Annotated in this window: 22 protein-coding genes; 8 read left to right on the top strand and 14 right to left on the bottom strand. The window is 64.1% G+C overall.

Going from position 1 to position 26980, the window contains the following annotated elements; translation table 11 throughout:
- Positions 1 to 105: 105 nt before the first annotated feature.
- Together mug and ACYP5B_RS05020 are read right to left on the bottom strand one after the other, a co-directional pair.
- Positions 106 to 639, bottom strand: coding sequence for a G/U mismatch-specific DNA glycosylase (gene mug / locus ACYP5B_RS05025; protein ID WP_459568797.1), 534 nt, complete (start codon positions 637 to 639; stop codon positions 106 to 108).
- 212 nt (positions 640 to 851) lie between these two features.
- The gene (locus ACYP5B_RS05020) at positions 852 to 1841 is read right to left on the bottom strand and encodes an SLAC1 anion channel family protein (protein WP_400092196.1); all 990 of its coding nucleotides are present in this window, start codon (positions 1839 to 1841) and stop codon (positions 852 to 854) included.
- 196 nt (positions 1842 to 2037) lie between these two features.
- Between ACYP5B_RS05020 and ACYP5B_RS05015 the strand changes: the two genes are divergently transcribed.
- Together ACYP5B_RS05015 and ACYP5B_RS05010 are read left to right on the top strand one after the other, a co-directional pair.
- Positions 2038 to 2925 carry a LysR family transcriptional regulator gene (locus ACYP5B_RS05015; protein ID WP_459568796.1) on the top strand — a complete coding sequence of 296 codons (888 nt, stop codon included), beginning with the start codon at positions 2038 to 2040 and terminating at the stop codon, positions 2923 to 2925.
- Between the two features lie 232 nt (positions 2926 to 3157).
- Positions 3158 to 3364, top strand: coding sequence for a DUF6494 family protein (locus ACYP5B_RS05010; protein ID WP_318236005.1), 207 nt, complete (start codon positions 3158 to 3160; stop codon positions 3362 to 3364).
- 184 nt (positions 3365 to 3548) lie between these two features.
- Here the strand turns inward: ACYP5B_RS05010 and ACYP5B_RS05005 are convergent, their stop codons facing one another.
- The 4 genes from ACYP5B_RS05005 to ACYP5B_RS04990 form a co-directional block, all read right to left on the bottom strand.
- Positions 3549 to 5450, bottom strand: a complete 1902-nt coding sequence (locus tag ACYP5B_RS05005) for a potassium transporter Kup (RefSeq protein WP_400092004.1) — start codon at positions 5448 to 5450, stop codon at positions 3549 to 3551.
- 189 nt (positions 5451 to 5639) lie between these two features.
- On the bottom strand, positions 5640 to 8141 hold the full coding sequence (locus tag ACYP5B_RS05000) for a spermine/spermidine synthase domain-containing protein (RefSeq protein WP_459568795.1): 2502 nt from the start codon (positions 8139 to 8141) through the stop codon (positions 5640 to 5642).
- Positions 8142 to 8225: 84 nt separating this feature from the next.
- A complete protein-coding gene (locus tag ACYP5B_RS04995; protein WP_400092191.1) occupies positions 8226 to 8861 on the bottom strand; it encodes a protein-L-isoaspartate(D-aspartate) O-methyltransferase in 636 nt (211 codons plus the stop codon).
- 138 nt (positions 8862 to 8999) lie between these two features.
- Positions 9000 to 11042 (bottom strand): thioredoxin domain-containing protein, encoded by a 2043-nt coding sequence (locus ACYP5B_RS04990; protein ID WP_459568794.1) that lies wholly within the window; start codon positions 11040 to 11042, stop codon positions 9000 to 9002.
- Between the two features lie 282 nt (positions 11043 to 11324).
- Here ACYP5B_RS04990 and ACYP5B_RS04985 point away from each other — a divergent pair, with 282 nt between their 5' ends.
- The 5 genes from ACYP5B_RS04985 (at position 11325) to ACYP5B_RS04965 (ending at position 14843) form a co-directional block, all read left to right on the top strand.
- A complete protein-coding gene (locus tag ACYP5B_RS04985; RefSeq protein ID WP_400092002.1) occupies positions 11325 to 11762 on the top strand; it encodes a universal stress protein in 438 nt (145 codons plus the stop codon).
- Positions 11763 to 11928: 166 nt separating this feature from the next.
- Positions 11929 to 12330: an avidin/streptavidin family protein gene (locus ACYP5B_RS04980; protein ID WP_318236001.1), complete on the top strand. Its 402-nt coding sequence runs from the start codon at positions 11929 to 11931 to the stop codon at positions 12328 to 12330.
- Between the two features lie 144 nt (positions 12331 to 12474).
- Positions 12475 to 12933, top strand: a complete 459-nt coding sequence (locus ACYP5B_RS04975; RefSeq protein WP_400092001.1) for a MarR family winged helix-turn-helix transcriptional regulator — start codon at positions 12475 to 12477, stop codon at positions 12931 to 12933.
- Positions 12934 to 13008: 75 nt separating this feature from the next.
- On the top strand, positions 13009 to 13575 hold the full coding sequence (locus ACYP5B_RS04970) for an isochorismatase family protein (RefSeq protein WP_400091999.1): 567 nt from the start codon (positions 13009 to 13011) through the stop codon (positions 13573 to 13575).
- Positions 13572 to 14843, top strand: a complete 1272-nt coding sequence (locus ACYP5B_RS04965) for an MFS transporter (RefSeq protein ID WP_400091998.1) — start codon at positions 13572 to 13574, stop codon at positions 14841 to 14843. Before ACYP5B_RS04970 ends, ACYP5B_RS04965 begins: the two co-directional genes overlap by 4 nt.
- A gap of 8 nt (positions 14844 to 14851) precedes the next feature.
- On the opposite strand, the gene ACYP5B_RS04960 is transcribed toward ACYP5B_RS04965, so the two are convergent.
- From ACYP5B_RS04960 to ACYP5B_RS04925, 8 genes are all read right to left on the bottom strand, one after another.
- Positions 14852 to 15652 carry an IclR family transcriptional regulator gene (locus tag ACYP5B_RS04960; protein WP_459568787.1) on the bottom strand — a complete coding sequence of 267 codons (801 nt, stop codon included), beginning with the start codon at positions 15650 to 15652 and terminating at the stop codon, positions 14852 to 14854.
- Between the two features lie 106 nt (positions 15653 to 15758).
- Positions 15759 to 17864, bottom strand: coding sequence for an acetate--CoA ligase family protein (locus ACYP5B_RS04955; RefSeq protein ID WP_459568786.1), 2106 nt, complete (start codon positions 17862 to 17864; stop codon positions 15759 to 15761).
- Positions 17865 to 17868: 4 nt separating this feature from the next.
- Complete coding sequence (locus ACYP5B_RS04950) at positions 17869 to 18669, bottom strand: enoyl-CoA hydratase/isomerase family protein (RefSeq protein WP_459568785.1); 801 nt, start codon at positions 18667 to 18669, stop codon at positions 17869 to 17871.
- Between the two features lie 87 nt (positions 18670 to 18756).
- The gene (locus ACYP5B_RS04945; protein ID WP_459568793.1) at positions 18757 to 19692 is read right to left on the bottom strand and encodes a tripartite tricarboxylate transporter substrate binding protein; all 936 of its coding nucleotides are present in this window, start codon (positions 19690 to 19692) and stop codon (positions 18757 to 18759) included.
- A 257-nt stretch (positions 19693 to 19949) separates the two neighbouring features.
- Positions 19950 to 21575, bottom strand: coding sequence for a histidine kinase N-terminal 7TM domain-containing protein (locus tag ACYP5B_RS04940; protein ID WP_400091992.1), 1626 nt, complete (start codon positions 21573 to 21575; stop codon positions 19950 to 19952).
- Positions 21576 to 21806: 231 nt separating this feature from the next.
- The gene (locus ACYP5B_RS04935) at positions 21807 to 22982 is read right to left on the bottom strand and encodes an acyl-CoA dehydrogenase family protein (RefSeq protein WP_400091989.1); all 1176 of its coding nucleotides are present in this window, start codon (positions 22980 to 22982) and stop codon (positions 21807 to 21809) included.
- Positions 22983 to 23110: 128 nt separating this feature from the next.
- Positions 23111 to 24451: a type II toxin-antitoxin system HipA family toxin gene (locus ACYP5B_RS04930; protein WP_459568784.1), complete on the bottom strand. Its 1341-nt coding sequence runs from the start codon at positions 24449 to 24451 to the stop codon at positions 23111 to 23113.
- 2 nt (positions 24452 to 24453) lie between these two features.
- Positions 24454 to 24705 (bottom strand): helix-turn-helix domain-containing protein, encoded by a 252-nt coding sequence (locus tag ACYP5B_RS04925; protein ID WP_318235992.1) that lies wholly within the window; start codon positions 24703 to 24705, stop codon positions 24454 to 24456.
- 309 nt (positions 24706 to 25014) lie between these two features.
- Here ACYP5B_RS04925 and ACYP5B_RS04920 point away from each other — a divergent pair, with 309 nt between their 5' ends.
- Positions 25015 to 26613, top strand: coding sequence for an AMP-binding protein (locus ACYP5B_RS04920; RefSeq protein ID WP_459568783.1), 1599 nt, complete (start codon positions 25015 to 25017; stop codon positions 26611 to 26613).
- Positions 26614 to 26980 lie beyond the last annotated feature (367 nt).

Below are 26980 nucleotides of genomic sequence, written 5' to 3'. Positions count from 1 at the left end.
ACAGATCGGGATCTACGTTCACCGCGCAGGTCACATCGATGTCAACGCACCCCGCCCAACTCGTCCTGGACAACACGCGCACCCGCTCTCCAGAAGATGCGAGCGTCAATCTATCGCAAGGTACAACTCTCTATAAGCCCCAACGAGGTCATCGAGGCTGAACGAGCGGTTCAAACCGCTCGGATTTGGAAGGATCCATACTTTTGCCCCACCGAACACGGCGTTCTGATGTCCCCATAAGACGTGCCGCTGACCCGAAATGGCTGCGTATGCCGTCTTTCCCAGGAAGGCGATATATGTGGGGCGATGAAGTTCGATTTTCTTCAGTAATGGCGAAGCCGACTCAAGGAATTCATGCGGCGAAAGCTGATCGGCCCGCGCCGTAGGTCGGCCAACAGCTGTTGTCAATCCACATCGATAGTCGAGCAGGTCCCGGTCGTTTTCAGGACGCATTAGCTCTGGCGTGAAACCGGCCAACTGTAAGACTCGCCAGAAACGGTTGCCATTTCCTTCGAAATGGTGGTTCGTTGCCACCGCTCTCATGCCGGGATTTATTCCACAAAAAACGACTGCCAAACCTTCTGATATTACGTCCGGGAGTCGTGGAGACGGCGCGCCGCCAGTCGGGTCAGAAAACATGCACGGGTCCTGAACTTCGGTCATATCGGTCGCCATTCCCATACCCAGCCGCGACGCGAAATGTCGAGCGTGGCAACGCCCGCTTCATTATGTGGAGGACGAAGTACCACAGACCTGCATGGGAATTTCGTCAACTGCGAGCCAAACCATCTCCGCGCCCAAAACGCCAGCGCAACGGACGCAGGCCCACAGGTAGCCATCTGAGTGCCGTTTCAACCGGCGAGCAGCTTACCGTTAAGGAGAATGTGCAGCGTTCTGACAAAGAGAACCACAATCGCGATGCTTAGCATGGCGAGCAGGATGATTGCAATCACCTTCACGGGCCAGGCCTGGGCGAACATCGAGTATTTCAGCGAGGCACTCGCCAGCGCTGCCATCGGAAAGCTGATCGACCACCAACCGGTAGCGAACGGAATCCCCCTACGGAAAACCTTGGGCGCCAGTGTGAGGAATATGAAAAGACCGAAGTAGAACAGCAACCCGGAGAAGGTGTCGACGTGCTGCGTCATGTTGGTGTAGGCGAGAAAGCCTACTTCGAACGGTGCCATCAGGATCAACAGCGAAGGGACCATGCCGGCGGGCAGAGGCTCGTGGTGAATCATTCGCGACATGATCATCGTAAAGAACAAGAGGGCAATCATCGTTCCAACGGCCATTGCGAACAGGTTGACTTCATGGGCCCACGGCATTGGCATGGTCCCGCCGGCAACGGCGATATCCAACGTGGCCACACCCGGGATGAACCAGGCGGGAACTGCATGCGCAGCGTCAATCTTTCCCTGCAGCAGCCGGCTCGCAATCGCGAAACAGAGCGCGATCGTCGAAATCGCGCCTACTGTCCACATGACTTCGGCGAGTGTCTGGCTCAGTTGGGCAACGACCGAGGAGAGCAGCAGGATAGCGATCGTGATCGTGCCGAAAAAATTGCCGGCGACGGGATGTCGGTACTCGCCGACGACCGCGTCAGGATGTTTGACCATCTTGACGAGATATCCCGCGCTCAGCACGAGGAATACGATCAAGGCGAGGATACCGGCTGCTTCGGACATCAGCGGACTTACCCCAAATTCCTGGCTGGCCTGGCGCCATGCGATAGAAAGTCCAGCAATACCCATTACCGATGCAAACAGGTTGACGGGCAGATTTCTGATGGAAGCGGTTTTTCGCGAAGACTGCGGATTGGGACTCGAAATCGTTGACACAGCACATTCTCCAGATTTTTGGGGACCCGAGGCGTGGCGGCCCAAAGCAGCCAGCCGAGAAGCCTCAAATCGTCCGCCGCCCTCGGTTGCCGGGGAGACGCTGCGGATGTTATCCCCTTCCACTCGTAAAGATAATCCGGCATTATTGGGAATCATCCTCCCAAAAAATGAGAACGTGGCTGATCGTTTCGAATCCATGTCGATCCTGGTGGCTGTGGTCGAAGCAGGAAGTTTTTCTGCTGCGGCGCGTCAACTCAAGATCCCGCTCGCAACAGTGAGTCGCAAGGTTGGAGACCTGGAGTCGCACCTGAAAACCCGACTCCTGCATCGCTCCACCCGACAGCTTTCTCTCACCGAAGCTGGGCAATCGTATGTCGCCGCATGCCGGCGCATTCTCGAGGAAGTGGGAGAAGCGGAGCGTGCGGCGTCGGGGGAATACGCGGCGCCCAAAGGCGAGCTTGTCATCACTGCACCCATCGTCTTCGGACGCCTGCACGTCTTGCCCGTGGTCGCGGATTTCCTCAAAACTTATCCGGACATCGATGTGCGGATGGTGCTGACCGACCACGTGGTGCCTCTTCTTGAAGAGCACGTCGACGTCGCATTGCGGATTGCCGAACTGCCCGACAGCAGTTTCATCGCCACACGGATTGGCACAGTGCGTCGGGTGGTGTGCGCAAGCCCGGCCTACTTCGCTGAACACGGCACGCCGACGAGCCCCCTTGAGCTCGCCGCGCATGCATGCATTACGTTCGAACAGATGACATCCAGGCAGGTTTGGAGCTTCATGTCGGGCAAGTCGGAGATCGCGGTGCGCGTTCGTTCGCGGCTTGCCGTCAGCACTGCCGAAGCCGCAATCGATGCGGCGGTGGCCGGTGTTGGGATCACTCGCGTGGTGTCCTATCAGATGGCGAGCGCGTTGCGTGCCGGTGCACTCAAGATCGTGCTCGCACCGTTTGAGCCGGCGCCGTGGCCGATCAGCCTTGTTCACACCGGACAGGGAATCCTGCCGCTGAAGTTGCGCGCTTTTCTTGATTTCGCCGCGCCGCGGTTGAAGGCTCGGGTGGCGGAGGTGGAAGTCTGACGTTTGTAAGTCGAGGGTGCGAACGTCGCAAGTAGGTCGGAAGCGGCCGTCCGCTGTTCAGCGGTCGATAGGCAGTTCTACGGCCGAGCCATTGCTCGGGCCATGAGGCTTGCTTCGACTTTGTTTTTAAGGTGTCGCGTAAATGCCTTACAAGGCGCAAATTGATTATTTTGGCAGCAAAAACGCAGCCCAGCGCCTAGTCTTTCCTTGTGGTAGCCGCGAGGAGAGCGCGATGAACGAAGAAGCCTTCAACCTCAGCATCCGCAAGTTCCTCAAAGTCGTCGGCGTGAGCTCGCAGCGGGAAATCGAGCAGGCGGTGTCCAGGGCGATCGCCGCCGGCACCATCACCGGAACCGAACGCTTCCCGGTCGTGGTCACGCTGGAACTGGCCGCCTTGCAGGTCAAGGTCCAGTTCGACGGCGAGATTCAGCTCGAGTGAAGTCGCTTGCCAATGCACTGGCGTCCACTTGCGAGGGGGCCATAGAGCCATCAGCTGTTGGATGACTCCCCGGTCTGACCTGCTTTCCACGCAGTGATTCTGAGGGTCGCAAGCCGGAGCGAGCCAGCAGGCCCGGGCTGCGCGAGGCTGGCCGGGATTGACGCAGTGCCTTCGGACAGCGTTCCTAGATTCGGATCTGTGTACCAATCTCAATCACGCGATTCGGCGGAATGGTGAAGTACTCGGCCGGGCTGCCGGCGTTCCTGCTCATCGTTGCAAACAGGCGTTTGCGCCAAAATGCCATCCCACTGGGGATGTCGGCCACCGCAATGATGGTCTCACGGCTCAGAAAGAACGAGGTCTCCATCATGTCGAACCCGAGGCTCGATATCCAGGGCAACCCGGTGAGGGCTTGGGGGACGTCAGGCCGGTTCATGAAGCCAAAGCGCAGCGCTACCCGATAGCAGTCGTGTCCGAGCGACTCGACGGTGATGCGCTCGCTGATCGGCACCCATGGCACCTCCTTCATCGTCACGGAGAGGAACAGGACGCGCGCGTGCAGCACCCTGTTGTGGTCGAGGTTATGCATCAACGCGTGCGGCACCACCTCGGGCGTCGCGGTTAGGAATACCGCCGTGCCGCGCACTCGCGGTGGCGGCTCGCGAAATAGCGAATCGAGGAACAGTTTGAGCTGGACATCGGAACGCCGAAGCTGCTCAAGCAGGACTTGCCTGCCGCGAAGCCATGTCTGCATCACGATAAACATCCCGGCGCCAACCATTAGCGGGAACCATCCGCCCTCGGCGACCTTCAACAGGCTCGAGGAAAGAAACGCCGCGTCCACCGCGAGGAAGAATCCGGTTGCGAACACACTTAGCAGCAGGTTGTAGCCCCAGCCGTGGCGGATCACAAAAAATGTGAGGAGGGTTGTCGTCAGCATGGTCCCGGTCACCGCGACGCCATATGCGGAAGCGAGTCTCGAGGAGGAGCCGAAACCAAGCACGGCAGCCAGGACCGTCAGGAGCAGCACCCCGTTGACGCCCGGCAGGTAGATCTGGCCGATCGCCTTTGCCGAGGTCTGGACCACGTTCATGCGCGGCAGGAAACCCAGCTGGATACCCTGCTTGGTAAGCGAGTAGGCGCCCGATATCGTGGCCTGCGAGGCAATCACCGTCGCCGCGGCCGCGAGGGCAACCATCAGATATAGCGCCCAGGCTGGATACAGCAGGTAGAAGGGGTTTTCGATGGCCTTGGCATTGACTACAAGCAATGCACCCTGCCCCAGGTAGTTGAGCGCCAGCGCCGGGAACACGAGCCCGAACCATGCCAGCCGAATCGGACCACTGCCGAAATGTCCCATGTCGGCATAAAGCGCTTCGGCGCCCGTGAACGCGAGCAGCACGGCACCCAGCACGGCAAACGAGGCGAATCCATGCTTCGTCACGAAACCGAACGCGTGCAGGGGGTTGAGCGCGCCCAGGATGGCAGGATGCCGGACGATGCCGTAAATACCCGCCGCGGCCAGCGCGAGGAACCACAGCACCATGACCGGCCCGAACAGCGCGCCTATGGTCGCGGTGCCGTGGCGCTGGAACAGGAACAGTGCGATCAACACCCCTACGGATACGGGCAGGACGTAAGGCTTGAGAGCGGTAGTGCCCACCTCGAGCCCCTCGATCGCCGAGAGTACCGAGATTGCTGGCGTCAGCACCGCATCACCATAGAATAGCGCCGCGCCGAACAGGCCCACCAGCAGGATCGGCGTAAGCGGGCGCCCCAACCTTTTCACGGACGATGAAGCCAGCGCGAGCAGCGCCATGATGCCGCCCTCTCCCCGATTGTTCGCTCGCATGATGAGTATCACGTACTTGAGCGAAACGACCACCATCAACGACCAAAGGATCGCCGAGATGCCGCCAAGTATGTTTTCGGGTGCGAGCGGGATCCCATGGGCGGGATTGAAGGTTTCCTTGACGGCATAAAGGGGGCTGGTGCCGATGTCACCGTAGACGATACCCAGCGCAGCCAGCGTCAGGGCCGCGCGCGATTGCTGCAGGTGCGAGCCACCAGGCGTTTCGCGCTTCATCTGCAACTGCCGCGAAGTGACAGGGACAATCGGAAGCGCCAAGGTCCCATCGATCGCCTCCACGCCCGTTGTCTGAATGGAGTATAGGTGCGGAAGTCCTCACGTCAACTTGCCACCACCGAACAAGCCGAAGCGGTTGGGCACGGCCATCCGCGCGGCGAATCGCATTCCGACAGGGATGCCCGGAGTCTATGGACAATTGAATGCCGCCGCGAGATATAGCAAAAGCGCGATAAGCACCACGGCGGTAAAGCCAAGATGGATTGCCAACAGGGTGGCCAGCACCGCAGCCACCACCGAAGCACAGGCGTTGATGCCCCACGCCCAAGGTACGAGCGATTCCATGCGGGAGGCAACGCGCCCGAGTCCCAGCGGAAACGGCATTCCCATCACGAAGGCGAGCGGCGCGACCAGCAGTGCGGAGATTGCGATCTTGGCCGGGTCCGGGAGGGATATCAGCAGCCGGAACAGGGGTGAGAGGATGGCCAGGTAGAGCAGAGAGATAAGACAGATCGCGAAAACAATCCACCCTACCGGGTACCAGCGGCCTTTCCTCCAGCGCGCCCCGGGCGCTGGGCTGCGTGAAGGCGGGCCGCCCGCTTGCAGGCGCTGTGCATATCGGCTTCCCAGTCCGGCAAACGACAGGAACGCGCATAACACCACTGCCACCGCATAGAGCGGGTGGCTCAAGAACAGGATGAACTTCTGAATAAACGCGATCTCGACGAACATGAAGGCGGCGCCAACCGCGAGGAAGTAGAGGGCGACTCGCCGGCCTGACAGGGCCCCTGCTTCAGTGCCACCTCCAACATGGGATGCCGTTGACGGCAACGCGTCGGGAGCCAAGCCACGGCGGCGTCTTATCATCCAGAGCGGAAGGATGATCAATAACAGGGTCGCGAGCGCGCCCTGAAGCAGGGTCGCGATCAGCACCGGGTAGCCCCACTCCAGCAATGGCAAGCCGCCCTGCTCCTTCAAGGCAAGGAGCTCGGGCAGCGAGCGCCATTTGAAGAAGTGAAAGAAGTATGGCTTATCGTCGGTGGCGGGCCGAATATCAAACTTGTAGCGCGCCCAGAACCTGTCGCGATCGGTGGCCTGCAAGGCTTGCGCGGTGTCGAAGAAATACGGCTTCTCGAGCACGTTGTAGCGGTTTGCCTCCGCAGCCTGCATCCCGGCGTAGTACTCGAGGTCGAACGAACGGGCACGGCAGAATTCGCGCAACGCGGCGATGTCCGCAGCGCTGATCTCCCCGTTCTTGACCACCAGCGTCGCGGTCTTCCAGCCGCGGATCAGCGCGAGCCGGCGGGACGGCTGCGGCACGCCGGTGCGTTCCATCGCCATCATTGCGGTCGCAAACAATTTGGGGATATCGCGCGGCGGCAGCGTGACCCAGCGCGTGATCGCCAGCAGGCCACCCGGCTTGAGATGGCGGAGGTAGTCCTGGAACGCTTCCACCGTGTACAGATAGCTCTCGGAAAGCGCGTAAAGGCCGGCCGACGAGGCGCCGAACGAATCCAGCAGCGCGACCTGGATCAGGTCGTAGCGCTCGCCGCGGCCAGCGATGAAGCCGCGCGCCTCGCCGACAAAGACGCGGACGTTGGGCGCGCTGTAGGGCTTGCCGGAAAAATCGGCAAACCGGCCCTGCACCAGGCCGATCACCTGTGGATTCAACTCTACCGCGTCGATGGCGCTCGCCTGGTGGTAAATCGCCTGCAACACATCGGCCCCGGCGCCGCTGCCAAGCACCAGGACGCGAGGGCGTTCCAGCAGGTGGTAGGGAAGCGCGGAGGTAAGGTAATCCAGATAGCCGAGCGGCTCGCGCTGTCCGTCATAGCGGTTGAGCGCGGAGAGCCCCTCGCCATCGGTAAACACGCCCAGCTGTGGCGGTGGTTCCAACGTCGCGTTGAGGCTCAGCCCGGGGGCGTGCCGGAAAGGAATCGAAGGGCTTTCCACCACGGTGACGAGACCCAACGGGCTCGAGCTTTCAGCGACCACCCGTGCGTCCTTGATGCGCAGCGTCTGACTCAATTCCTTGTACTCGGAGGGCCGCAGCGCGATCCAATCGTTTGGCAGGCCGGCCGGCACACTGGCCGCCGCTCCCAGCAGCAGCACCGGCATCCAGTGTCGATGCCAACTGCACTCGATGCTTGCCAGTGCGGCTGCCGCCAGACCCGCGCCACCGACAAGCCGGAGCGCATCCACTGGAGTCAGGACAAAGAGCGCAAGGATGATGGCGACGCTGCCTACCCCGGCGCCCACGACGTCAAAACTGTAAATGCGGTGGACCTGATGATGGAACCGGGTGAAGGTGAGACAGACACAAGTCGCGGCGCAAAAGAAAGGGACGAACAGGAGCAGATAAATCAAGAACAAGCGCAACGTCTGCCGCGGATTCCACAGAATCTCCAAGGGATTGAATGCGACGCGCTGGGCCAGCGCGAAACAGGCGATCGCGGCAACGCCAAACAGCATGGCGCCGGTAACGAACACCGCCGCGAACCTGGGTGCCATCGCGCGCTGCGCCAGGACCACGATTGCACCGGCCGCGCCGTAGCCCAGCAGGGCGACACTGATCATCATGTAGGCGAAGTGGTGCCATTGAATGATGGAGAGAAGGCGCATCAGCAGGATTTCGTAGCCGAGCGCGGCGGCGGAGAGCAGGGAAAGGGCGAAGAGCGGCGGAGCTGGCATGATGGTGTGACGCGTTTGACGAATGCCAAGGCAGATGCGCTGGATGCCCGCTTCCCCCTTCACGGTTCACCCGTCATCCTTGCATCAGCGTCCTTCGGTCAACGGCACGAACCTGACGGGCAAGATCTGTTTGGTGGAAATCGTTCCGTCCCCCGCTTTTTCGATCAGTAGCAAGTACTGGGTCAGGAACTGCGCGCCCACCGGGATCACCATCCTGCCGCCGGGTCTCAGTTGCCGGATGAGTGGGGGAGGAACATGGCTTGCCGCCGCGGTGACGATGATGGCGTCATAGGGGGCGTGGGCCTCCCACCCGTAGTAGCCATCGCCCACCTTGGTTTCCACCCGGGTGTATGCGAGACGTTTCAAGCGCTCCTGCGCCTGGGCCCCCAACGGTTCAATGATTTCAATCGTATATACCGCTCGCGCCAACTCTGCGAGGATCGCTGCCTGGTAACCGGATCCGGTGCCGACTTCGAGCACGACATCCGTGGGCTTGACCATCATCAGGTCGGTCATCAGTGCAACGATGTAAGGCTGCGAGATGGTCTGGCCATAGCCAATGGGCAGCGGCCGGTTCTCGTATGCGTTGTGCTCCTGCTCGGGCGGAACAAACTTGTGGCGCGGCACCTTCTCCATCGCCGCCATCACACGGGCATCAAAGGCATGCCTGCCAGTTTCGATGCTGGTATCAACCGTCAGTGCTGCGACTTCCTTGACCATCCTGGTCCGCAGCGGCGCAAAATCGTCGGCGGCGCGCACGCCTGCAGACACCGCCGCCCACGCGATCGCTGGAATCAAGATGCGCACGAAAAGCGTCCTTGGCTTCACAATGGCCTCTTTGCTTGCCCTGCAGTGATCCTATTTCCGGAGGCTGGCGCCTGCAAGCCGTGTTGAAGCCACGGGTGTCCCGCCCCAGGCCGCGCAGCGTTCAAGGAGCGCCTTGCCACTGGTCACCGGTGTCGCGCAGGTGCGATGCCGGCACACGTAGGCTGCCGGCCGGCCCCTGACCGGATGCCGCCCGTGTCCGATCGGGACGTCCTCGGCAAATGCCAGCACACGTGCCGGGAGGTATGCGCGGTGAACGCTTTCCACGAGCCGGGCGGCAGCAGCCTTATCGCCAGCAAGAATGATCTCGAATGGGCCTCGCTGCGCGAAATCCCGGGCGGCCAGGAGGTGCGCGAAGCCGGCCGGGGCGGCGGTGGTGGCGGCCCGGTATCTCTGGAACTCGTGCTCGGCGACGTCGCGGTAGAGATCGCGGCCGGTGAGCGCATGCAAGCGCAGGAAGGCGAACACGCTGGTTGAGATACCCGACGGCCAGGCGCTGTCGTACGGCGCGCGGGGCCTATGCACCAATGGCTCGCCATCGCGGGGCGTGAAATACAGGCCGTCGTCGCGGAATTTGTCGAGGATGAGCGCCACGAGTTCGATTGCGCGATCCAGGTAGCGCTTGTCGAAGCAGGACTCGTAGAGGTCGATCAGAGCGTTGGCCAGGAAGGCATAGTCTTCGAGGAACCCGGGCACCTTGGCTGCCCCGTCCTTCCAGGCCCGGTACACGCCGCCGTCAGGCATGGTGAGTTGGTCCTGGATAGCGCTGGCGGCACGCCTCGCCGCGGCGAGGTGCGCGGGGATGCCCGTTGCCTGGTAAGCCGCACAGAGTCCCTGGATCATGAGGCCGTTCCAGCCGGTGATAATGTTGTCGTCACGGCCCGGGCGAGCGCGTCGGGCGCGCGCTGCAAACAGCCGCCCGCGCCAGTCTTCGAGGCGCGCCTCGTTCAATGCGTCCAGCGTGAGCGCGCGGTTGAGCACCGATGTACCGTGCGCGAAGTTCCCGCCGTCGGTCACGCCGTAGGCCCGGCATGCCAGGGCACCCTCGGATTCACCCAGGACAGCCCTCACCTCGGCCGGTGTCCAGACATAAAACCGGCCTTCCTCGCCTTCGCTGTCGGCATCTTCGCCAGCATAAAAGCTACCGTCGGGGTGCGTCATATCCCGCAGAATGTACGCGATGGCTTCCTCGAAGACACGGCGCCAGGCCGGCTTGCCGGTCAGGCGATAGGCGTCCGCATAGAGCGTGACGAGCTGGCCGTTGTCGTAGAGCATCTTTTCGAAGTGGGGCACGGCCCAACGTTCGTCGACGCTATAGCGGGCAAAGCCACCGCCAAGCTGGTCATGGATGCCGCCGGCCGCCATGCAGTCGAGCGTGCGTTGCAGCGCTTCAAGCAGCGCGGGTTCACCGGTTCGTTGACAGATGCGCAGCACGAGGTCGTAGCCGCTCGCGTTGGGAAATTTGGGAGCGCCGCCCAAGCCGCCATGGATCGGGTCGGTGTCTCGTGCCAGGGCGCGGGCTGTCTGCGCGGGCAGGTCCTCGACTTCGGCGGCTTCCCGGCCCAGGTCCGCCAGGTCGAGCTGCCGGAACCCGAGCCGAAACTGTTCGATCATGTCGCGCAGCTCTGCGCGGCGATGCGTCCAGGCTTCGCTCAGGCTCAGCAGCACGCGCACGAACCCGGGGCGGCCGTAGCGGTCATCCGGCGGGAAGTAGGTGCCACCGAAGAACGGTTCTCCTTGCGGCGTCAGGAACACCGTGAGCGGCCAGCCGCCACCCTGCCCCATCATCAGGGGCACTTTCTGGTAAATGTCGTCGATGTCGGGACGCTCCTGCCGATCCACCTTGATGCTGATGAAATGCTCGTTCATCAGGCCGGCAATGCGGGGATTCTCGAACGATTCGTGCGCCATGACGTGGCACCAATGGCACGCGGCGTAGCCGACCGAAAGCAGAACCGGTTTGTCGTCGTCGCGCGCGCGGCAAAAGGCCGCTTCGCTCCAGGGATACCAGTCGACTGGATTTTCCGCGTGTTGCCGTAGGTAAGGCGAGTTTTCTGTGGCGAGCCGGTTTCTCATCATAGGCTCCAGCTTGATCCGGTAGGACAACTGTGGCGCAGAATAAGGCGCCCTGCAAGCATGTGGAACCTCCACGCCAGCCGTCTCATTGCGTGAGGGAGGATTTGACTCTTCGTCAATTGACGTGAGGCCTTCGGCACCTATACTCAATTCAGGCGATGGGCGTCTGGAAGCAAGCGGTGGGCCTTGCGCTTCCGATTGTCGCCTTGCCATCTCACGCCGACTGGCGCGAAACGGTAACCGGCTCCAGGGTCCTCGCACTGAGCAGACAAGGAGAGCAGCATGTTTACGCATCTTCTGCTGGCGGTCGACGGTTCCCCCTTGTCGGACGCCGCCTTCCACAAGGCACTCGCGTTGGCGCAGGAAATGAAAGCCCGGGTCACGGCGCTGCGAGTCGGTCCGAAGTACCACGTTCTCGCTTATCACACCGAAATGCTGACGGACACCAGGGAGTTGTTCGCCGAGGAGATTTCGGATTCGGCGACGAAGTATCTGGAAGGGATCGCGCTAGAGGCAGCCGCCGCCGGTGTGACATGCGACACGGCCTTTCTGGTCGATGATCACCCGTATGAAGCCATCATCAAGACTGCCGAAGACAGGGGCTGTGACCTGATCGTGATGGCATCCCATGGAAGGCGCGGCGTGCAGGGAGTGCTGATCGGCAGCGAAACGCAGAAGGTACTGACCCACAGCAAGATTCCCGTGCTGGTGTACCGTTAGGCGTCATCATCCACGCTGGCCACACTGGGCGGCAACGCGTTGCGGCGGTCCTGGCGGGATTTGATGTGACACCAACGCTGCACTGCTTCGCGTCAGAGGGTCGATCGGCCAGGCATCGCAGCGAAACTGACTGACGGGATGGACCCTGGATTCGAGAGGTGCCTCCATGAAAAATGCCGAACAGACTTTTTTCGCGACCAAGACCGTGACGCCCAGCACGCGCGTTGATTTCAATGGCCGTTGGGTCAACGAGCTGGGATCCAGCATGCAGATCGAGGTCAATGCCGATGCTACGGTCACCGGCACTTACACCAGCTCGGTGAGCGAGATCGGTGCACCAACGCCGGAGATGTTGCTATCGGGAACCGTGGCCGGCGACCTGATCTGCTTCACGGTGAATTGGGGAGAGTCCATCACGGCCTGGGTCGGGCATGGCATCCTCGACAACCAGCAGGTGCGGATCCTGACGCTCTGGCAAATGGTGCTGGCAGTTCCAGACGAGACCGAGCCCGGTCAGCAATGGAAAACCGTCATGGCAGGGGCAGACGAATTTAGACCCGCCTCGTGACGCTCGCCAGCCGTGCGGTCAGTGCGCTTTGTTGATGCCTGCTGTTGGGGATCTCTATGAGCGCCCACCGCCAACTGCACTCCGCCTGAGCAGGATAGGAAGGAAGGCTTTGTAGTTTTCCTTCGTATCGACTACATTGGCGAGATGAATTCCAATCGCAAACAAGATGATCCGGAGACAGCCCGCGCATCCGGGCTGGCAACAGAGCTTCGTATCGTGCTCGGCCAACTGAAGCGCCGCCTGCGTGAAGAGGTGCATCCGGGCGATCTCACCTGGTCCCAGATGTCGGTTCTTGGCCGCCTGGAGCGCGACGGTCCGGCCACGGTGACGACCCTGGCGCGGGCCGAGGGGGTGCGGTCGCAGTCCATGGGCGCCACGGTTGCCGTCCTGGAAGCGGCCCGGCTCGTGAGCGGCGCGCCGGATCCGGCCGACGGGCGGCAGACCATCTTGTCGCTCACGGCTGACGCCAGGCAGATGATCCTGGCTACCCGGGCAGCGCGGGAAGACTGGCTGTTCCGTGCCATCCGGACAAAACTCGCGGCGACGGAGCAAGAGGAACTGGCGGCCGGGATCGCGCTGCTTAAGCGGCTGGTCGACTCGTGACGGGGCCCTTTCAAAATCCCTCCCAGCGCCACACTCCGGGCTTGTCGCAGTCCCTATCCACCGAGCAAAGACATCATGCCAGTCACCGGTCTTGATCCGAAAACCGCTCTCGTTGTCATCGATCTGCAACAGGGAATCGTCTCGCTTCCCGTCGCGCACCCGGTCGACGAAGTCGTTAAGCACTCTGCGGCGCTCTCTGCCGCGTTCCGCGGCCACGGCCTGCCAGTTGTGCTGGTCAACGTTGCCGGCGGTGCCCCCGGGCGTACCGAACAGGGACGCAGGCTTGGCGATCTTCCCGCCGGATGGGCCGATCTGGTCCCCGAGTTGAACCAGCAACCGGCTGACCACACGGTGACAAAGCGGACCTGGGGAGCATTCACCAAGACCGGCCTGGAGGCGCATCTGAGGAAGCTGGGTGTCACGCAGGTGGTGATTGCCGGTGTTGCGACCAGCATCGGGGTGGAGTCGACCGCGCGCCAGGCGCATGAGCTTGGGTTCAACGTGACCCTCGCCGTCGATGCCATGACCGACATGAGCCTGGATGCGCATGCGAATAGCATCGCGCGGATCTTCCCGAGGCTGGGTGAGACAGGGACGACCCGCGAAATCATCGATCTGCTCGAAACGGGCGGCGGCCGGTGAAAGGTACCTTCCGATCGCTCAACAGCTTCAACTACCGGCTCTGGGCCGGCGGGGCCATCGTATCCAATGTGGGAACCTGGATGCAGCGCACCGCGCAGGACTGGCTGGTGCTCACGCATCTGACGCACAAGAACGCGACGTCCGTGGGCGTGGTCATGGCGCTGCAGTTCGGGCCGCAGATGCTCTTGTTGCCCTTGACCGGCTTTGCGGCGGATCATTTCGACCGGCGCAAGCTCCTGCTTGCCACGCAGGCGGCCATGGGCACGCTGGCGCTCGGGCTAGGGCTCTTGACCCTCTCGGGGCACGTCCAGTTGTGGCACGTGTATCTGTTTGCGTTCCTGCTCGGCTGCGTCACGGCGTTCGATTCGCCAGCGCGCCAGACTTTTGTCGCCGAGCTGGTCGGGGACGCGGATCTGTCGAACGCCGTCGCGCTGAATTCCACGTCGTTCAACGCGGCGCGGATGATCGGCCCTGCGGTGGCCGGGGTGCTGATCAGCGTGGTGGGCACCGGATGGGTATTCCTGATCAATGCGGCGTCCTTTGTCGCCGTGCTTGGGGCGTTGAGCCGGCTGCGCCTCGGCGAGCTGCATCGGAAGACCCGGGCGGTCCGGACCCGAGGCAGCTTTGCCGAGGGCTTTCGCTATGTCTGGCGGCGCCCCGACCTGAAAGCCGCCCTGCTCATGCTGTTCCTGATCGGCACGTTTGGGCTGAACTTCCCGATTTTCATCTCGACGATGTCTGTTACCGTCTTTCATGCCGGTGCGGATCAGTTCGGTTTCCTGACCTCGATCATGGCGATCGGGTCCGTCACCGGCGCCCTGCTGGCGGCAAGACGGGCGAAGCCGCGTTTCTCGCTTCTGCTCGCTGGCGCAACGGTTTTCGGGGTGGGCTGCGCGCTGGCTGCGATCATGCCGAGCTACGGGTTGTTTGGCATCGCGCTGATCATGGTCGGCGTGGCGGCACAGACCGTGACGACATCGACAAACAGCCTGGTGCAGCTATCGACCGAACCTGCCATGCGCGGCCGGGTGGTGGCCATTCTCCTCGCCCTGGCCTTGGGTGGCACGCCGCTTGGCGCGCCGATCGTCGGCTGGGTTGCCGATACGTTCGGGCCACGCTGGGCGCTTGGTATTGGCGCCGCCGCGGGCTTTGCCGCTGCGATGGTCGGCATCCATTACCTCGCGAAATATCATGGCCTGCGCTTGCGCATCGACGCCGGGCGCCTGCGCCTGAGCTTCGACGAGCATAGGCTGAAGCCGAAGGCGTGAGCCGCCCGTCAGACGGCCGCTTCGCCCACTGCGCTGCGGATCTGCGCGGCCAGTTTCATCAGATGGGGCTTGAGGATGCGCGCGGCGCTGGCCGGTGTTGCCTGCGTGGCGGTGCTGACGTTCAGCACATGGATGGCGTAGCTCTTGAACACCAGCGGCGTGGAGAGCGCAACCACTTCCGGCTGCCAGCTCGCCATGCACCACCCTTGCTTGCGCACCTGCCCGATGGCTTGCTCGATGTCTTGCGCAAGCGCGGGCCAGTTAGCGCGCAGGCGCTTGCCGAATCCTTCCAGCAAGGCCTTGGTTTCCTGCTCGGGGGCAGCGGCCAGGTAGGCGCGTCCCAGGGAGGTGAGTTCCATGGGCACGCGCTGCCCGGTCACTACGCTGCGCAGCGAAACCTTGCGGCTATAGCGGATGGATTCCAGGTAGACCATCTCGTCGCGGTCGGCCATGGCTAGCCCGACGTTGATGTGCTGGCTTTGCGCCAGATGGCGCATCAGCGGGGCTGCCGCCTGCAGCACGGCAGACCCGGTGCGCATGGCGTGCGCCAGGCTCAGGACCGGCGCGCCGAGCCGGTACGCGCGCAGCGTGGCGTCGTACTGGAGGAAGCCAGCCTCCACCAAGCTTTGCGTGAGCCGGCTGACGGTCGAGCGCGGCAGGCCGGTGCGCTCGGCCAGCTCACCGTTGCCCAGCACTTCCGAGCCCGGACGAAACGCCCGGAGTATCTCCATGCCGCGCTCCAGCGAGCGGTTGGCCGACGTGCTGCTTGCCCTGCCACGCGCCCGCGACAACGCTTGTTCGGGATCCAAGGTCATGCTCCTGGGTGGGCTTATTTCCGATAGCCGGAATTAAAGCATCGGAGAGGAGTTTGGCATAGTTCTGCCGGCGCGCATCCCCTGCCCCGCTCCCATGCAGTCAGCCCGCCAGCACAACCACGCCATCCGCCGCCCGCACGCCTTGCGACGCCGGCAGCACGAAGACCGGGTTGATCTCCGCCTCCACCAACCGCTCGCCCAGCGCGGCCGTCATGCTGGAAAACGCCACGATGGCATCGGCCAGCGCCGCAACGTCGGCTTTGGGCCGCCCGCGAAAGCCATCCAGCAGCGGCCAGGTTTTCAGTTCCTGGATCATGCCAAGTGCTTGCGCATGCGACAGCCCGCCGGCCGGCGCCAGCATGCGCATGGTGGTGTCCTTGAACAGCTCCGCCGTCACGCCGCCCATGCCCAGCAGGATCGCTGTGCCAAGGGTGTCGCGGTGCATGCCAAGAATCATCTCCACGCCGCCGGTGACCATCTCCTGGACGAGGAAGCGCTGCGGTACCACGCCTGTATGCGCTTGCACGTCGACAGACATCGCCGCGAGGCGGGCCGATACGTCTTGCGGCAGCAAATTGACGGCGACGCCGCCCACATCGCTCTTGTGCGTGATCTCGGCGCTGAGGATTTTCAGCACCACGCGCTCGCCAAGGTCCATGGCGGCATCGCTGGCTTCTTGCTCATTGAACACGATGCGCTCGCGCACCGACGGGATGCCAAAGCGCGCGAAGAGCTGCTTTGCCGCGGCCTCATCCAGCGAGCCGCGCGGCAGCGTCGCGGCGATGCTGGCAGCCGGCTGGGCCGGGACTTCAGGCGCCTCGCGCCATTGCTCGGCACGCTGCATTGCGCTTAGCGCGGCAGTACAGCTCTCGGGCGCGGTGAATGCGGGCACGCCGCGCGCGGTCAGCAGGCTGGCAACCTGCGGCGCGTGCGGGCTGACGAAGGCCACCACCGGCTTGTCGCTGGTGGGCAGGCAATCCTGGATCGCGCCTGCCATCAGGTCCGGCATGGCCAGGCCGGACGACCCGACGATCACGGCAACGGCGTCATAGCCCGGGCTATCCAGCAGCGCCTGGATCGCGCCGCGCAGCAGGTCCGGCTGCAGGCCCGCCAGGGTGACGTCGATGGGGTTGCGGTCCAGCGCCGCATGATCGCCCTTCTGCAGCGCCCGCAGCCGTTGCGCGGTGGCTTCGTCCGGCGGGGGTGTCTCGAAACCCGACAACCCGAGGCTGTCCGAAACCAGCGTGCCGGCGCCGCCGGTCGAGGTCAGGATGGCAACCCGGTTGCCGCGCAGCACCCTGCCGGTGGCGAGTGCTGCGGGCATGTCGAGCAGGTCCGCGAAGGTTTCCGCGCGGATCACGCCGACCTGCCTGAACAGGGCGTCATACATCCGGTCCGCGCCGACCAGCGCGCCCGTGTGCGATACCGCGGCGCGTGCCCCGGCCTCGGAGCGGCCAATCTTGAACGCCACCACCGGCTTGCCTGCCCTGGCCGCTTTCCGCGCGGCGGCGCGGAATCGGTCGGGATGGCGCACGCTTTCCACATACAGCGCGATCACGCGGGTGGCATCATCTTCCGCCAGGTAGTCGATGAAATCGGCCAGGTCGAGGTCCACTTCGTTGCTGGTGGAAACCAGCTTGGAGAGCCCGATGCCGCGCGCGGCGGCGCGGGACAGCAACGCGCCAAGAATGCCGCCGCTCTGCGAGACCACGCCGATATTGCCGGCGGGGAAATGATCCATTTCCAGCGCCCCGCTGGCTGAGAGCGGGATATTGTCGGTGAGGTTGACCAGGCCGATGGTGTTGGGGCCCAGCAGGCGCATGGAGCCGGCTGCCTCGATCAGCTCGGACTGGCGGCGCGCGCCTTCGGCGCCGGTCTCCGAGAAGCCGCTGGCCAGCACGATGGCGGCGCCGGTGCCGAGCGCGGCCAGCTCTCGCACGGCCAGGTGGGCGCGCTGCGCACCGAGCAGGACGATGCCTACATCCGGCACCTCCGGCAACGAGTCGATATCCGCAAAGCAGCGGATGCCATCGATCTCGCCCACCTTTGGATTGACGGGGTAGATGGCGCCGGCGAAACCGTGCTTTTTCAGGTAGGCAACCGGGCGCCCGGCGGTCTTGGCCGCATCGGCGGAAGCGCCGATGATGGCGACGCTGCGCGGCTTGACCAGGCGGGCGATGGCGGAGAGTGCGTTATCTGCGTCCATGGTGTCAGGCCTTTTCCTTTCCATCCGTCCTGGCGAGGAATGCCAGCACGGATGCCCGGTGCTCGCTGCTGGTGTAGCAGATGCCCTGCGCCTGGCTGCCCTGCGCGAAGACCTGCTCGGCCGGCAGCTCGAAGCTCTGGTTCAGGATGGATTTGCCCAGCGCCAGGGCGGTTGCGGAGCCCTGGCTCAACTCTGCCGCCCAGGCGCGGGCATTGGCCAACAGCGTATCCGGTTCGCTCACGCGATCGGCGATGCCTAGTTGGAGTGCCTCGGTGGCTTCGACCTTGCGCCCGCTGAAGATCAGCTCCTTGGCCTTGGACAGCCCGGTGCGGCGTGGCAGGAAATACATGCCGCCGCCGTCCGGTATCAGGCCACGGTGGATATACGACCAGGCAAAACTGGCGCTGTCCGATGCCATCACAAAATCGCAGCTCATGGCCATATCCGCGCCCAGCCCGGCGGCGGCGCCATTGACCGCGGCAATGGTCGGCTTGGGCATGTTGTGCAGCAGCGCCACGGTATGGTGCACTCGTTGCTGGCGTGACCAGCCGTTGAAGGCAACCTCGCCCGCCGGCGCATCCATGCGCCGCTGCATGCCGGCCACGTCGCCGCCCGCGCAGAAGCCCTTGCCGTTGCCGGTGAGCACCAGCGCCCGGATGGCCTTGTCCTCGGTGACATGCTCCAGGGCGGCGATCAGCTCGGTGCGCATGTCGTCGGTGATGGCATTGCGCTTCTCAGGGCGGTTCAGCGTCAGGGTGGCGATCCCGGCGTCGATGTCGAGCGTGATCAATGAAGTGGTGCTCATGGTGGGTCTCTCTATCTCGTGTTTTGTGTTTTGTGTGCCGATGCGGAATCAAGGGTCGCTCGGCTACTCGGCTACTCGGCTACTCGGCTACTCGGCGGTGATCCTGGCTTCCTTGACCACCCGGCTCCAGCGAACCTCCTCGGCGCGCACATAGCGGCCGAAGTCCTCGGGCGTCCCCGCGCCGACTTCCAGGCCCTCCGTTTCGGCGCGCTTGCGGAACGCATCGGTCTGCACCGCTTTCCTGGCGGCGGCGTTCAGGCGGGCAATCACCGGGGCGGGCGTGCCGGCCGGCACGAAGAGCCCGTACCAGCTTTCGGCCACGTAGCCGGGCACGCCGCTTTCCGCGATGGTGGGCACCTTGGCCAGGCCCGGGCTTGCCGAGCGCTTGGCCGTGGTCACCGCGATCGCGCGCAGCTTGCCGTTCTCCAGCAGCGAGCCGACTGCCGAGGCCGTGGCGAACATCACATCCACCTGGCCGCCCAGCAGGTCGGTGATGGCTGGGCCGGCACCTCGGTAAGGAATGTGGTTGAGGTCGACCTTGGCCAGTGACTTGAACAGCTCACCGGCGAGGTGCGCGGAGGTACCGGGGCCTTGCGATGCAAACGAGATCTTCCCCGGCCTGGCCTTGGCGGCAGCGATCAGGTCCTGCACCGTCTTGTATGGGCTGTCCGGGCGAACCACCAGCACGTTGGGCGACTGGCCTACCAGCATCACCGGCGCAAATGCCTTGTCGGTGGCGTACGGCAGCTTGGCGTGGAGGCTTGGGTTGACCGCGTGCGCAAACGTGGCCATCACCATGGTGTAGCCATCCGGCGCGCTCTTGGCCACGGTGTCGGAACCGATGATGGTGCCGCCGCCCGGCTTGTTGTCGATGATCACGGGCTGGCCGAGATCCTGCGACATCGTCACGCCCATGGTCCTGGCGATCAGGTCGGTGCCACCGCCCGGGGCGAAGGGCACGACCAGGCGAATGGGCTTTTCCGGGAAGGCTGCGGCGTTGGCGGATGGCACCAGCGTGCCCATGGCGGCAAGGGAAACGGCCAATGCGGCCAGCGCCTTGTTGAAGAGGGGGAATGCGTTAAGCACTTGCGTCTCCGTCTGGGTTTATTGACGGGACAGGCGCCTGTTTTAAGCCCTGCCCGTCGCTTATCGATGAACCCAGATTAAGCGCAAAAACGGTCAAATACAGCCCCGCATTTCCACACAGTGGAATTGAGGGCGGGCCTCGGTGGCTCTGCTTGCAGGCGACCGCGCGTGTTCGCGAGGCCAATGAACGACAGTCAGCCGAGATACGCGGGCGACGCTACCGGGTCGCTCATCATGAAACGATCACGGCCGTTGCGCTTGGCTTCGTACATGGCCGCGTCGGCCTTTTCGAGCAATTGCTCCAGCGACGGCGACGCCGGGATTTCACAAGCCGCACCGACGCTGATGGTGACGCACGGGTGCTCTGGCCAACCGCCGTGCGGCAGCGCCAGCGAGCGCACGGCATTGAGCAGGCGCAAGCCGATTTCCCGCGTCTCGGCTGGCGTGATCGCGGGCAGCACGATGGCGAACTCCTCGCCGCCAACGCGGGCGCAGAAGTCGCCCGGGCCGTTGCGCATGGCTTCGCCGATGGCGGCGGCCACGCGGCGCAGGCATTCGTCGCCGTGCACATGCCCGTGGAGATCGTTGTACTGCTTGAAGTAGTCGACGTCGATGATCAGCAGGCCGACGGGAATGCCCCGCTCAAACGCGTCGGCTACCGCGGCGGCGGCCTCGCGCTGGAAGAAGCGCCGGTTGAGGGCGCCAGTGAGCGCATCGCGGTACAAGTCCGCCTCGATGCGCGAGAGCTTTTCCTCGGTCTCGCCCAGCCGCACCGCCAGGCTGGAGTTTTCTACCGTCAACGCTTGTTCGCGGGAGCGGAAGCGCGTGACGTCACGGAGGAAAACAATGATCCCGACCGGCTGCCGGTTCAGGTTGCGCACCGAATCCACGGTGAGCTCGTAGTCGACGCGCTCCTCCGAAATCAGGTGCGAGCCGCCGCTGCCGGGCGCGCCGGAGCGGCTCGCAGCAATCGCGTCCCGCCAGGCCGGCGGAAACGGGCTGCCCCGCTCCACATCCACCAGCAGGCGCCGCGCGGCGCGATTGAAGTCGACGATGATGTCGTTGGCATTCACGATCACGCAGCCCTCTTGCAAGGCATCGAAGACCCTGAGCCTGGCGTAGTGGCCCACATCATCCAGGTGCCCACGCAGCGCGCATACCCACACCAGTACTGTCATCACCGACAAGGTGGCCGGCGTGAGGTCGCCGCCCAGCGGCCCCGTCCATCCCCGCAGGTACGCAATGTTGGCCATCAGCGGCAACGCCAGCCCGCCTGCCAGCACCGCCCGGCCGCTGCGCGTCAGGCTGCTGCTCGGCACGCGGGCCGTCAGCAGGAAGTACAGGCTGATCAGCAACAGCAGGTAGGAATAGGCCGCCGCCGCGGCGTACGCCGGGCCGTGGGTAAAGACGGCGCCAGGCGGCGCGCCGCCTGGCACCAGCGTGATCGATGTCCATATCAGGTGGTGCCGCTCGTTGGTGAAGACGAGGCCAAGCGTCACCAGGTTGATCACGATGGGCATCGACAACAAGGACCAGGGGATGACGAACTTGGGGCGGCTCAGCTGGATCATGGCGCAGAGCCAGCCGATCGGCACCGCGACAATGCCGAAATACTGCAGCTTGGCCCACAGCACCCGCGTTTCCAGGTCGACGGAGCTCAACTCCAGCAGGCGGCCGCCGCTCCACAAGGCGCTTCCGCAGGCGAGAACCAGGAAAGCCTTGACGGTTGGATCGTCCCGCCTTGTCCAGGCTGCAACGGCAACCGTGAGGCTGCCCACGACCGCAAAGGTGAGACAGAGGATGAGGGGATACGAAGGCATTCGGCCGGTTCCAGGACGCGCGCGCCCGCCGGCAGCGCCGGCGGTGGATTCTCTGGTCGGATTATAAAGCGGCGCGGCGGGGCGGATCCGCCTGACATCAAGGCAGACGCCCATCCCGAGCCAAATGCCCTGCCGCGACGCCAGCTACGCCGTCGCGCCTCGCACGGGCCGCTGGAGCGGTTCGGACATTCGAATACGTTAACCGATCTTCCGGCCAAACCCCTCCTCCCCTCAAAACCCCAACTGCCGCGCGGCCAGGTCTTTCATGATCTCCTCCGACCCGCCGCCGATCATCATGACCTTGACCTCGCGGTACACACGCTCGCTCAGCGTGCCGCGCATGAAGCCCATGCCGCCCAGGATCTGCACGGCCTGATCGGCGCAGAACTGCATGGCCTGGGTGGCCTGGATTTTGGCCATGCAGGTGCGCGCCACCAGTTGCGCGGGGTCGCCGGCCTGGTGCTGCACACGGTAAGCCAGGTCATAGACCAGGTTGCGGGCGGCTTCGATGCGCAGGGCCATGTCGACCAGCTTGTGGCGGATCACCTGGCGCTCTACCAGCGGGTGGCCAAAGGTGCTGCGCTGGCGCGCCCAGTCCAGTGCCTCCTGCAGACAGGCTTCGGCGTAGCCATAGGCGCTGGCGCTCATCCCCAGCCGCTCGGCGTTGAAGTTGCGCATGATGATCTGGAAGCCGCGGTTCTCCTCGCCGATCAGGTTGGCGGCCGGGATGCGGCAGTTGTCGAAATGCAGGTGGGCGGTGTCGGAGGCGAGCCAGCCCATTTTCCTGAGTTCGGTGCGGGTCAAGCCGGGCGGGTTGCCTTCGATCAGCAGCAGCGAGATGCCCCCCGCGCCCTTGTTGGCGGGATCGGTGCGCACCGCGGTGGTGATGAAGTCGGCGCGCATGCCGGAGGTGATGAAGGTCTTCTCGCCGTTGACGATGTAGTGGTCGCCGTCGCGCACGGCGGTGGTCTTGAGGCTGGCCACGTCGGAGCCGCCGCCCGGCTCGGTAATGGCCAGGGCGGCGATCTTGTCGCCGGCGATGACAGCGGGCAGCACGCGCTCCTGCAGCGCCTGGCTGCCGGCCGCGACAATGGGCGGCACGCCGATGGAGTGGGAATGCAGCGATGCGTTGACGCCGCCCGAGCCGCAGCGGGCGAACTCTTCGGCCTGGATCAGGTGATAGAAGATGTCGCCGGGCGTGCCGCCGAAGTGTTCCGGGTAACCCAGCCCGAGCAGGCCGACTTCCGCTGCGCGGCGGTAGAGTGCACGGGGAAAGGTCCCCGCTTCGTCCCAGTCGTTCACGTAGGGGGTGATCTCGCGGGCGACAAAGTCGCGCAGCGTGCTGCGGAACTGTTCGTGCTCGGCGGTGAAATAGTGGGCAAGGGGCGGCAGGGTCAGGAGGCTCATCGTGGGTCCTGTCAGTGGGGCTTTCGGGTCGGGGATGGCGTGCGGCATGCAAGCCGGCATCCCTCGACCATAGGCCGCGCCGTGCACTTCGTCTTGCGCTAAGTGGTTGGTCCCGGCCAACCCAGCCTTCATCCAGGCGGCATGCGATCCAGCTGCCTGGCGGACGCATCCAGCCCTTGCAGGATGCTGTCCGCCACCTTTTGCGGGAAGCCTTCCGGCAAGGCGGCGCTGACCGTGGCAATGACCGCCGGCGTTTGCGCGATGAGCCGCTGGATGATGCCCTCCGCATCGGGCCCATGGAAACACTTGAGCGCCATCGCATTGAAATGCCGGCGTTGCACGTCCTTGAACAGGTAGTGCCGGTTCTTGCCGGTCACGGCCATGGCCAGCTTGGCCTTGTGCCATGACCACTGGTTTGCGCCGTTGCCGACCACCGGCCAGATCGACATCACGTCATAAAGCGGCGTCATCCGGTAACGCCCGCCCGGCAGCAGGCGGATGCTGAAATTCTTGGCATGCCCATCGGGCGCCGCCAGCATCCAGAACAGGATCTGCGTGGTGAGGAAGGTCTCCAGGTCTTCGTCGGCATGGGTGGATTGCCGCAGGATCTGCGCGATGTCGCGCATGCTCGGGCCGCCGTCCGCTTCGTACTTCAGGTGCGGGGCAACGCCGAGCGCCTGGCAGAAGTCCTCCTGCGGCAGGCGCAGGATCCAGCCGCCGGAAGAATGCATCTGCCGGTCGAAGCGCTGCACGCTCAGCACCTTCTGGCTGGCGAACGTCTTGATCTCGCTATGCGCCACCGGCAGGCCGTAGGCGGCGAGGATGGCCAGGCAGAGCCATTCATTCTCGACCGAGGTGCTGAGGTCGGCGCGCTTGTTGCCCACCAGCCCGAGCGGCAGCTTGAGGATGTGGGTGGTGGGCGTGGCGCCGTGGGGCTTCATCCACTGGTTCTCCTGCCACAGCAGCGCCGTCTTTTCCTGCGCGCCGGCCAGGGAGATGCGGAAGTCGTCATCGTCGTCCTGCGCGCCCATGCCGGCGGGGCTGACCGTCTGCCGCAGCAGTCTTTCAATATCGGCATCGGATTGCGGCGTGCCGTCGATGCGGTCATAGCCCGCCGGTTGCTCGTGCTCGCCAAGCAATTGCACGGCGCCGACGCAATCGCGGCCGATGGCTTCCAGCAGGTCGAAGGCTTCCGTGGTTGCCGCCTTGAAACGCGTGGCGAGGCGCTTGCGGATGGCGTCGCTGTCGGGCAGCAGGTTGTCGAAATAATTACGCACCCGATCCCCTTTTAGGGGGGAGGTATCGACGCCGAAGGGAAGCGAGAGGGAAAGCGGGCGTCCGGCGGGCGAGGCCAGCCAGGCAGGGTCGTACTGCAGTTCCATGTCGCCCCGCGTGGGGATGCGCCATGTCCCTACCCGCTCGCCATTGGCCCATACCGACAACGCGCGCGCATGCGATCTGCGGCCCATGGCTACCACTCCACCGGCGAGGCTTCGGCGCCGGCCGCGCGTTTATCCTGCACGACGAGTTCCAGGCCGAGGACGCTGATCAGCGCCAGCAACTGGCCGGCGCTGATGCTGCCCGGGTTGAGCTCCATGTGGGAGATACGGCTTTGGCTGACGTCCAGCCGCGCGGCGAGGTCCGTCTGGGACAGCTTGGCGGCACGCCGTGCGGATTGAAGCACTTGCCCTAGCTGGCTGGCGGTGGTGAGCAACTGTTTCATAGCGATTTCATCTTGGTGAGCCGGGATTACCCATGAGATGCGTAATCTCACTTTACAAATAATATGGGTAAATTGCAAATACAAATTAAATGGGTATTCTGCGGTTACCCATGTCATGCGTAATCCATGCCCGCCGAGACGGCGCTGCCGCTATACGCAGAGACGCAGATACGCAAATACGCAGATACGCAGCTTCCCAGCCACTTTCCGCAAGCCTTGCCCCGCGCTACTTGGCTACGCTTGCCGCTCTGACCTGCCCCGGGTCTTTGCCGCATCCAGTTTGCGGCATCCAACGCCAGGAGAGTCCGCATGATTGCCAACCCGCCGCCCGCCACCATTGGTGCCGCCCTTCGCCAGGCTAGCCAGCGATGGGGCCAGCGCACTGCCTACCTCTGCGAGCAGCAGGCCTACGGCTTTGCCGAGGTGGAGGCCACCTCCGCGCGGCTTGCCTGCGGGCTGCTCGGCATGGGCATCAAGCGTGGCGAGCGCATCGGCGTGATCGGCCTGAACCAGGTCGAGTGGTTGCAGCTGTTCTTTGCCGCGACCCGCATCGGGGTGGCGGTGGTGGGCCTGAGCGTGCGCTACCGCGACAACGAGATCGAGCATATGGTCAACGACAGCGCGGTCAAGGCGGTCTTCACGGTGCCGGAGTGCGAGGGCTTTGATTTTCCCGCCATGCTGGCCCGGCTGGCTCCGCGCATGCCGGGCTTGCAGCATGTGGTGCTGATCGATGCAGCGACCCACGCGGACGCCGGATCCTTGCGGCTTTCCACGCTGCTGGCAACCGAGCCGGCCCCTGCCGTGCTGGACGCCGCCGAGGCGCAGGTCGTGCCGCAGGACCTGGCCATGGTGATCTACACCTCGGGCACCACCGGGCGGCCGAAGGGCGCAGGACTGTCCCATCGCAGCATGCTGGCGGCGGCCCTGGCGCAAGCGCGCCATGTGCGCACGACCGAGGCCGACCATATCCAGCTGGCCCTGCCCTTCAACCACGTGGGCGGCATCACCTGCGGGGTGCTGAACTTCCTGGTGGGCGGCGGCACCTGCGAGCTCGTGCCGGCCTTCAAGGCGGACCTGGTGCTCGCCAGGATGCGCCTGCACCCGCCCACCATCTTCTCGGGCGTGCCGACCATGGCCACGCTGCTGCTGATGCATCCGGACTCGGCCAAGGTGGATTTCTCCTCCGTGCGGCTCGTGATCGTGGGCGGCGCCACCGTGGACGCCGCCTTGCTGGAGCAACTGCAGGCCCGCATGCCGCAGGCAACGGTGATGAACCTGTATGGCCTCTCGGAATCCTCCGGCGCGATCGTCATGACGCCCTGGGACGCGCAGCGGCAGGACCTGATGCAATCGATCGGCCGCGTGTTCGATACCGCCGAGGTGCGCGTGGTTTCGTTTGCCGGCCAGAGCGCAGCCACGGGCGAGATCGGCGAGCTGTGCTTCCGTGGCGCGGGGGTTTGCCCGGGCTATGTGGGTGGCGCGGCGAAGGCGGATGGCTTCGATGCCCAGGGCTGGCTGCACTCGGGCGACCTGGGCTATGTGGACGAACGCGGCTATATCCACCTGAAGGGGCGCAAGAAGGATATGTATATCCAGGGCGGCTTCAACGTCTATCCGGCCGAGATCGAAGGGGTGATTGCGCGCCACCCGGCGGTGATGATGGTGGCCGGCATCGGCGTGCCCGACCCCGTGCTGGGCGAGATCGGCCGCTACTATATCGTGCCCAAGCCCGGGTGCCAGGTCACCGAGCAGGAGATCCGCGTGTACTGCGGGACGCGCCTGGCCGATTACAAGGTGCCGCGCCAGGTAGTGCTGCGCGACGCGCTGCCGCTGACGCCGGCCGGCAAGATCCACAAGGCGGCCTTGCGCACGGAGAACGCTTCCGAGACCCCTGCCCGGCCCGCCTAGTGTCCCATTCCGTTGTTAACGGATCTATATTTTTGTAGGATGTTGGTATCGACGAACGGGAGATGCCAACATGCTGCCTCCGCTGATTCGCTCCCTGCCAAGCTCAGTAGATTTTGTGAGCGAATCGGCGGAACGGGACACTAGCCCGCTGACGCGGGGGTGTCTCTTTAGGGCGGGGTTTTGATGCCTCTAGCTGCTGTCGCGGCTGGGCGATTTTGATGGTTGATGGGCTGGACGTGTTTTGGCGCTTCTAGCTGCTGTCGCGGCTGTACGGTGTTGCCGTTTTAGAACGTGTGAGATGTCACTTTTCTTTACTCGTAAAGAGGGTGGAGACAAAAGAAAGAAAGACCTATTCTTCCTAAACTGA

Source organism: Cupriavidus sp. 8B, from assembly GCF_054589115.1.
The sequence above is the reverse complement of the archived record's forward strand: the minus strand, read 5'-3'. Positions and strand labels throughout refer to the sequence as shown.

Coding starts and splice junctions, on each gene's coding strand:
- mug (WP_459568797.1), bottom strand. CDS start 639: ATGTTTTCTGACCCGACTGGCGGCGCGCCGTCTCCACGACTCCCGGAC.
- ACYP5B_RS05015 (WP_459568796.1), top strand. CDS start 2,038: ATGTCGATCCTGGTGGCTGTGGTCGAAGCAGGAAGTTTTTCTGCTGCG.
- ACYP5B_RS05010 (WP_318236005.1), top strand. CDS start 3,158: ATGAACGAAGAAGCCTTCAACCTCAGCATCCGCAAGTTCCTCAAAGTC.
- ACYP5B_RS05005 (WP_400092004.1), bottom strand. CDS start 5,450: ATGAAGCGCGAAACGCCTGGTGGCTCGCACCTGCAGCAATCGCGCGCG.
- ACYP5B_RS05000 (WP_459568795.1), bottom strand. CDS start 8,141: ATGCCAGCTCCGCCGCTCTTCGCCCTTTCCCTGCTCTCCGCCGCCGCG.
- ACYP5B_RS04995 (WP_400092191.1), bottom strand. CDS start 8,861: ATGGTCAAGGAAGTCGCAGCACTGACGGTTGATACCAGCATCGAAACT.
- ACYP5B_RS04990 (WP_459568794.1), bottom strand. CDS start 11,042: ATGAGAAACCGGCTCGCCACAGAAAACTCGCCTTACCTACGGCAACAC.
- ACYP5B_RS04985 (WP_400092002.1), top strand. CDS start 11,325: ATGTTTACGCATCTTCTGCTGGCGGTCGACGGTTCCCCCTTGTCGGAC.
- ACYP5B_RS04980 (WP_318236001.1), top strand. CDS start 11,929: ATGAAAAATGCCGAACAGACTTTTTTCGCGACCAAGACCGTGACGCCC.
- ACYP5B_RS04975 (WP_400092001.1), top strand. CDS start 12,475: ATGAATTCCAATCGCAAACAAGATGATCCGGAGACAGCCCGCGCATCC.
- ACYP5B_RS04970 (WP_400091999.1), top strand. CDS start 13,009: ATGCCAGTCACCGGTCTTGATCCGAAAACCGCTCTCGTTGTCATCGAT.
- ACYP5B_RS04955 (WP_459568786.1), bottom strand. CDS start 17,864: ATGGACGCAGATAACGCACTCTCCGCCATCGCCCGCCTGGTCAAGCCG.
- ACYP5B_RS04950 (WP_459568785.1), bottom strand. CDS start 18,669: ATGAGCACCACTTCATTGATCACGCTCGACATCGACGCCGGGATCGCC.
- ACYP5B_RS04945 (WP_459568793.1), bottom strand. CDS start 19,692: ATGGGCACGCTGGTGCCATCCGCCAACGCCGCAGCCTTCCCGGAAAAG.
- ACYP5B_RS04940 (WP_400091992.1), bottom strand. CDS start 21,575: ATGCCTTCGTATCCCCTCATCCTCTGTCTCACCTTTGCGGTCGTGGGC.
- ACYP5B_RS04935 (WP_400091989.1), bottom strand. CDS start 22,982: ATGAGCCTCCTGACCCTGCCGCCCCTTGCCCACTATTTCACCGCCGAG.
- ACYP5B_RS04930 (WP_459568784.1), bottom strand. CDS start 24,451: ATGGGCCGCAGATCGCATGCGCGCGCGTTGTCGGTATGGGCCAATGGC.
- ACYP5B_RS04925 (WP_318235992.1), bottom strand. CDS start 24,705: ATGAAACAGTTGCTCACCACCGCCAGCCAGCTAGGGCAAGTGCTTCAA.
- ACYP5B_RS04920 (WP_459568783.1), top strand. CDS start 25,015: ATGATTGCCAACCCGCCGCCCGCCACCATTGGTGCCGCCCTTCGCCAG.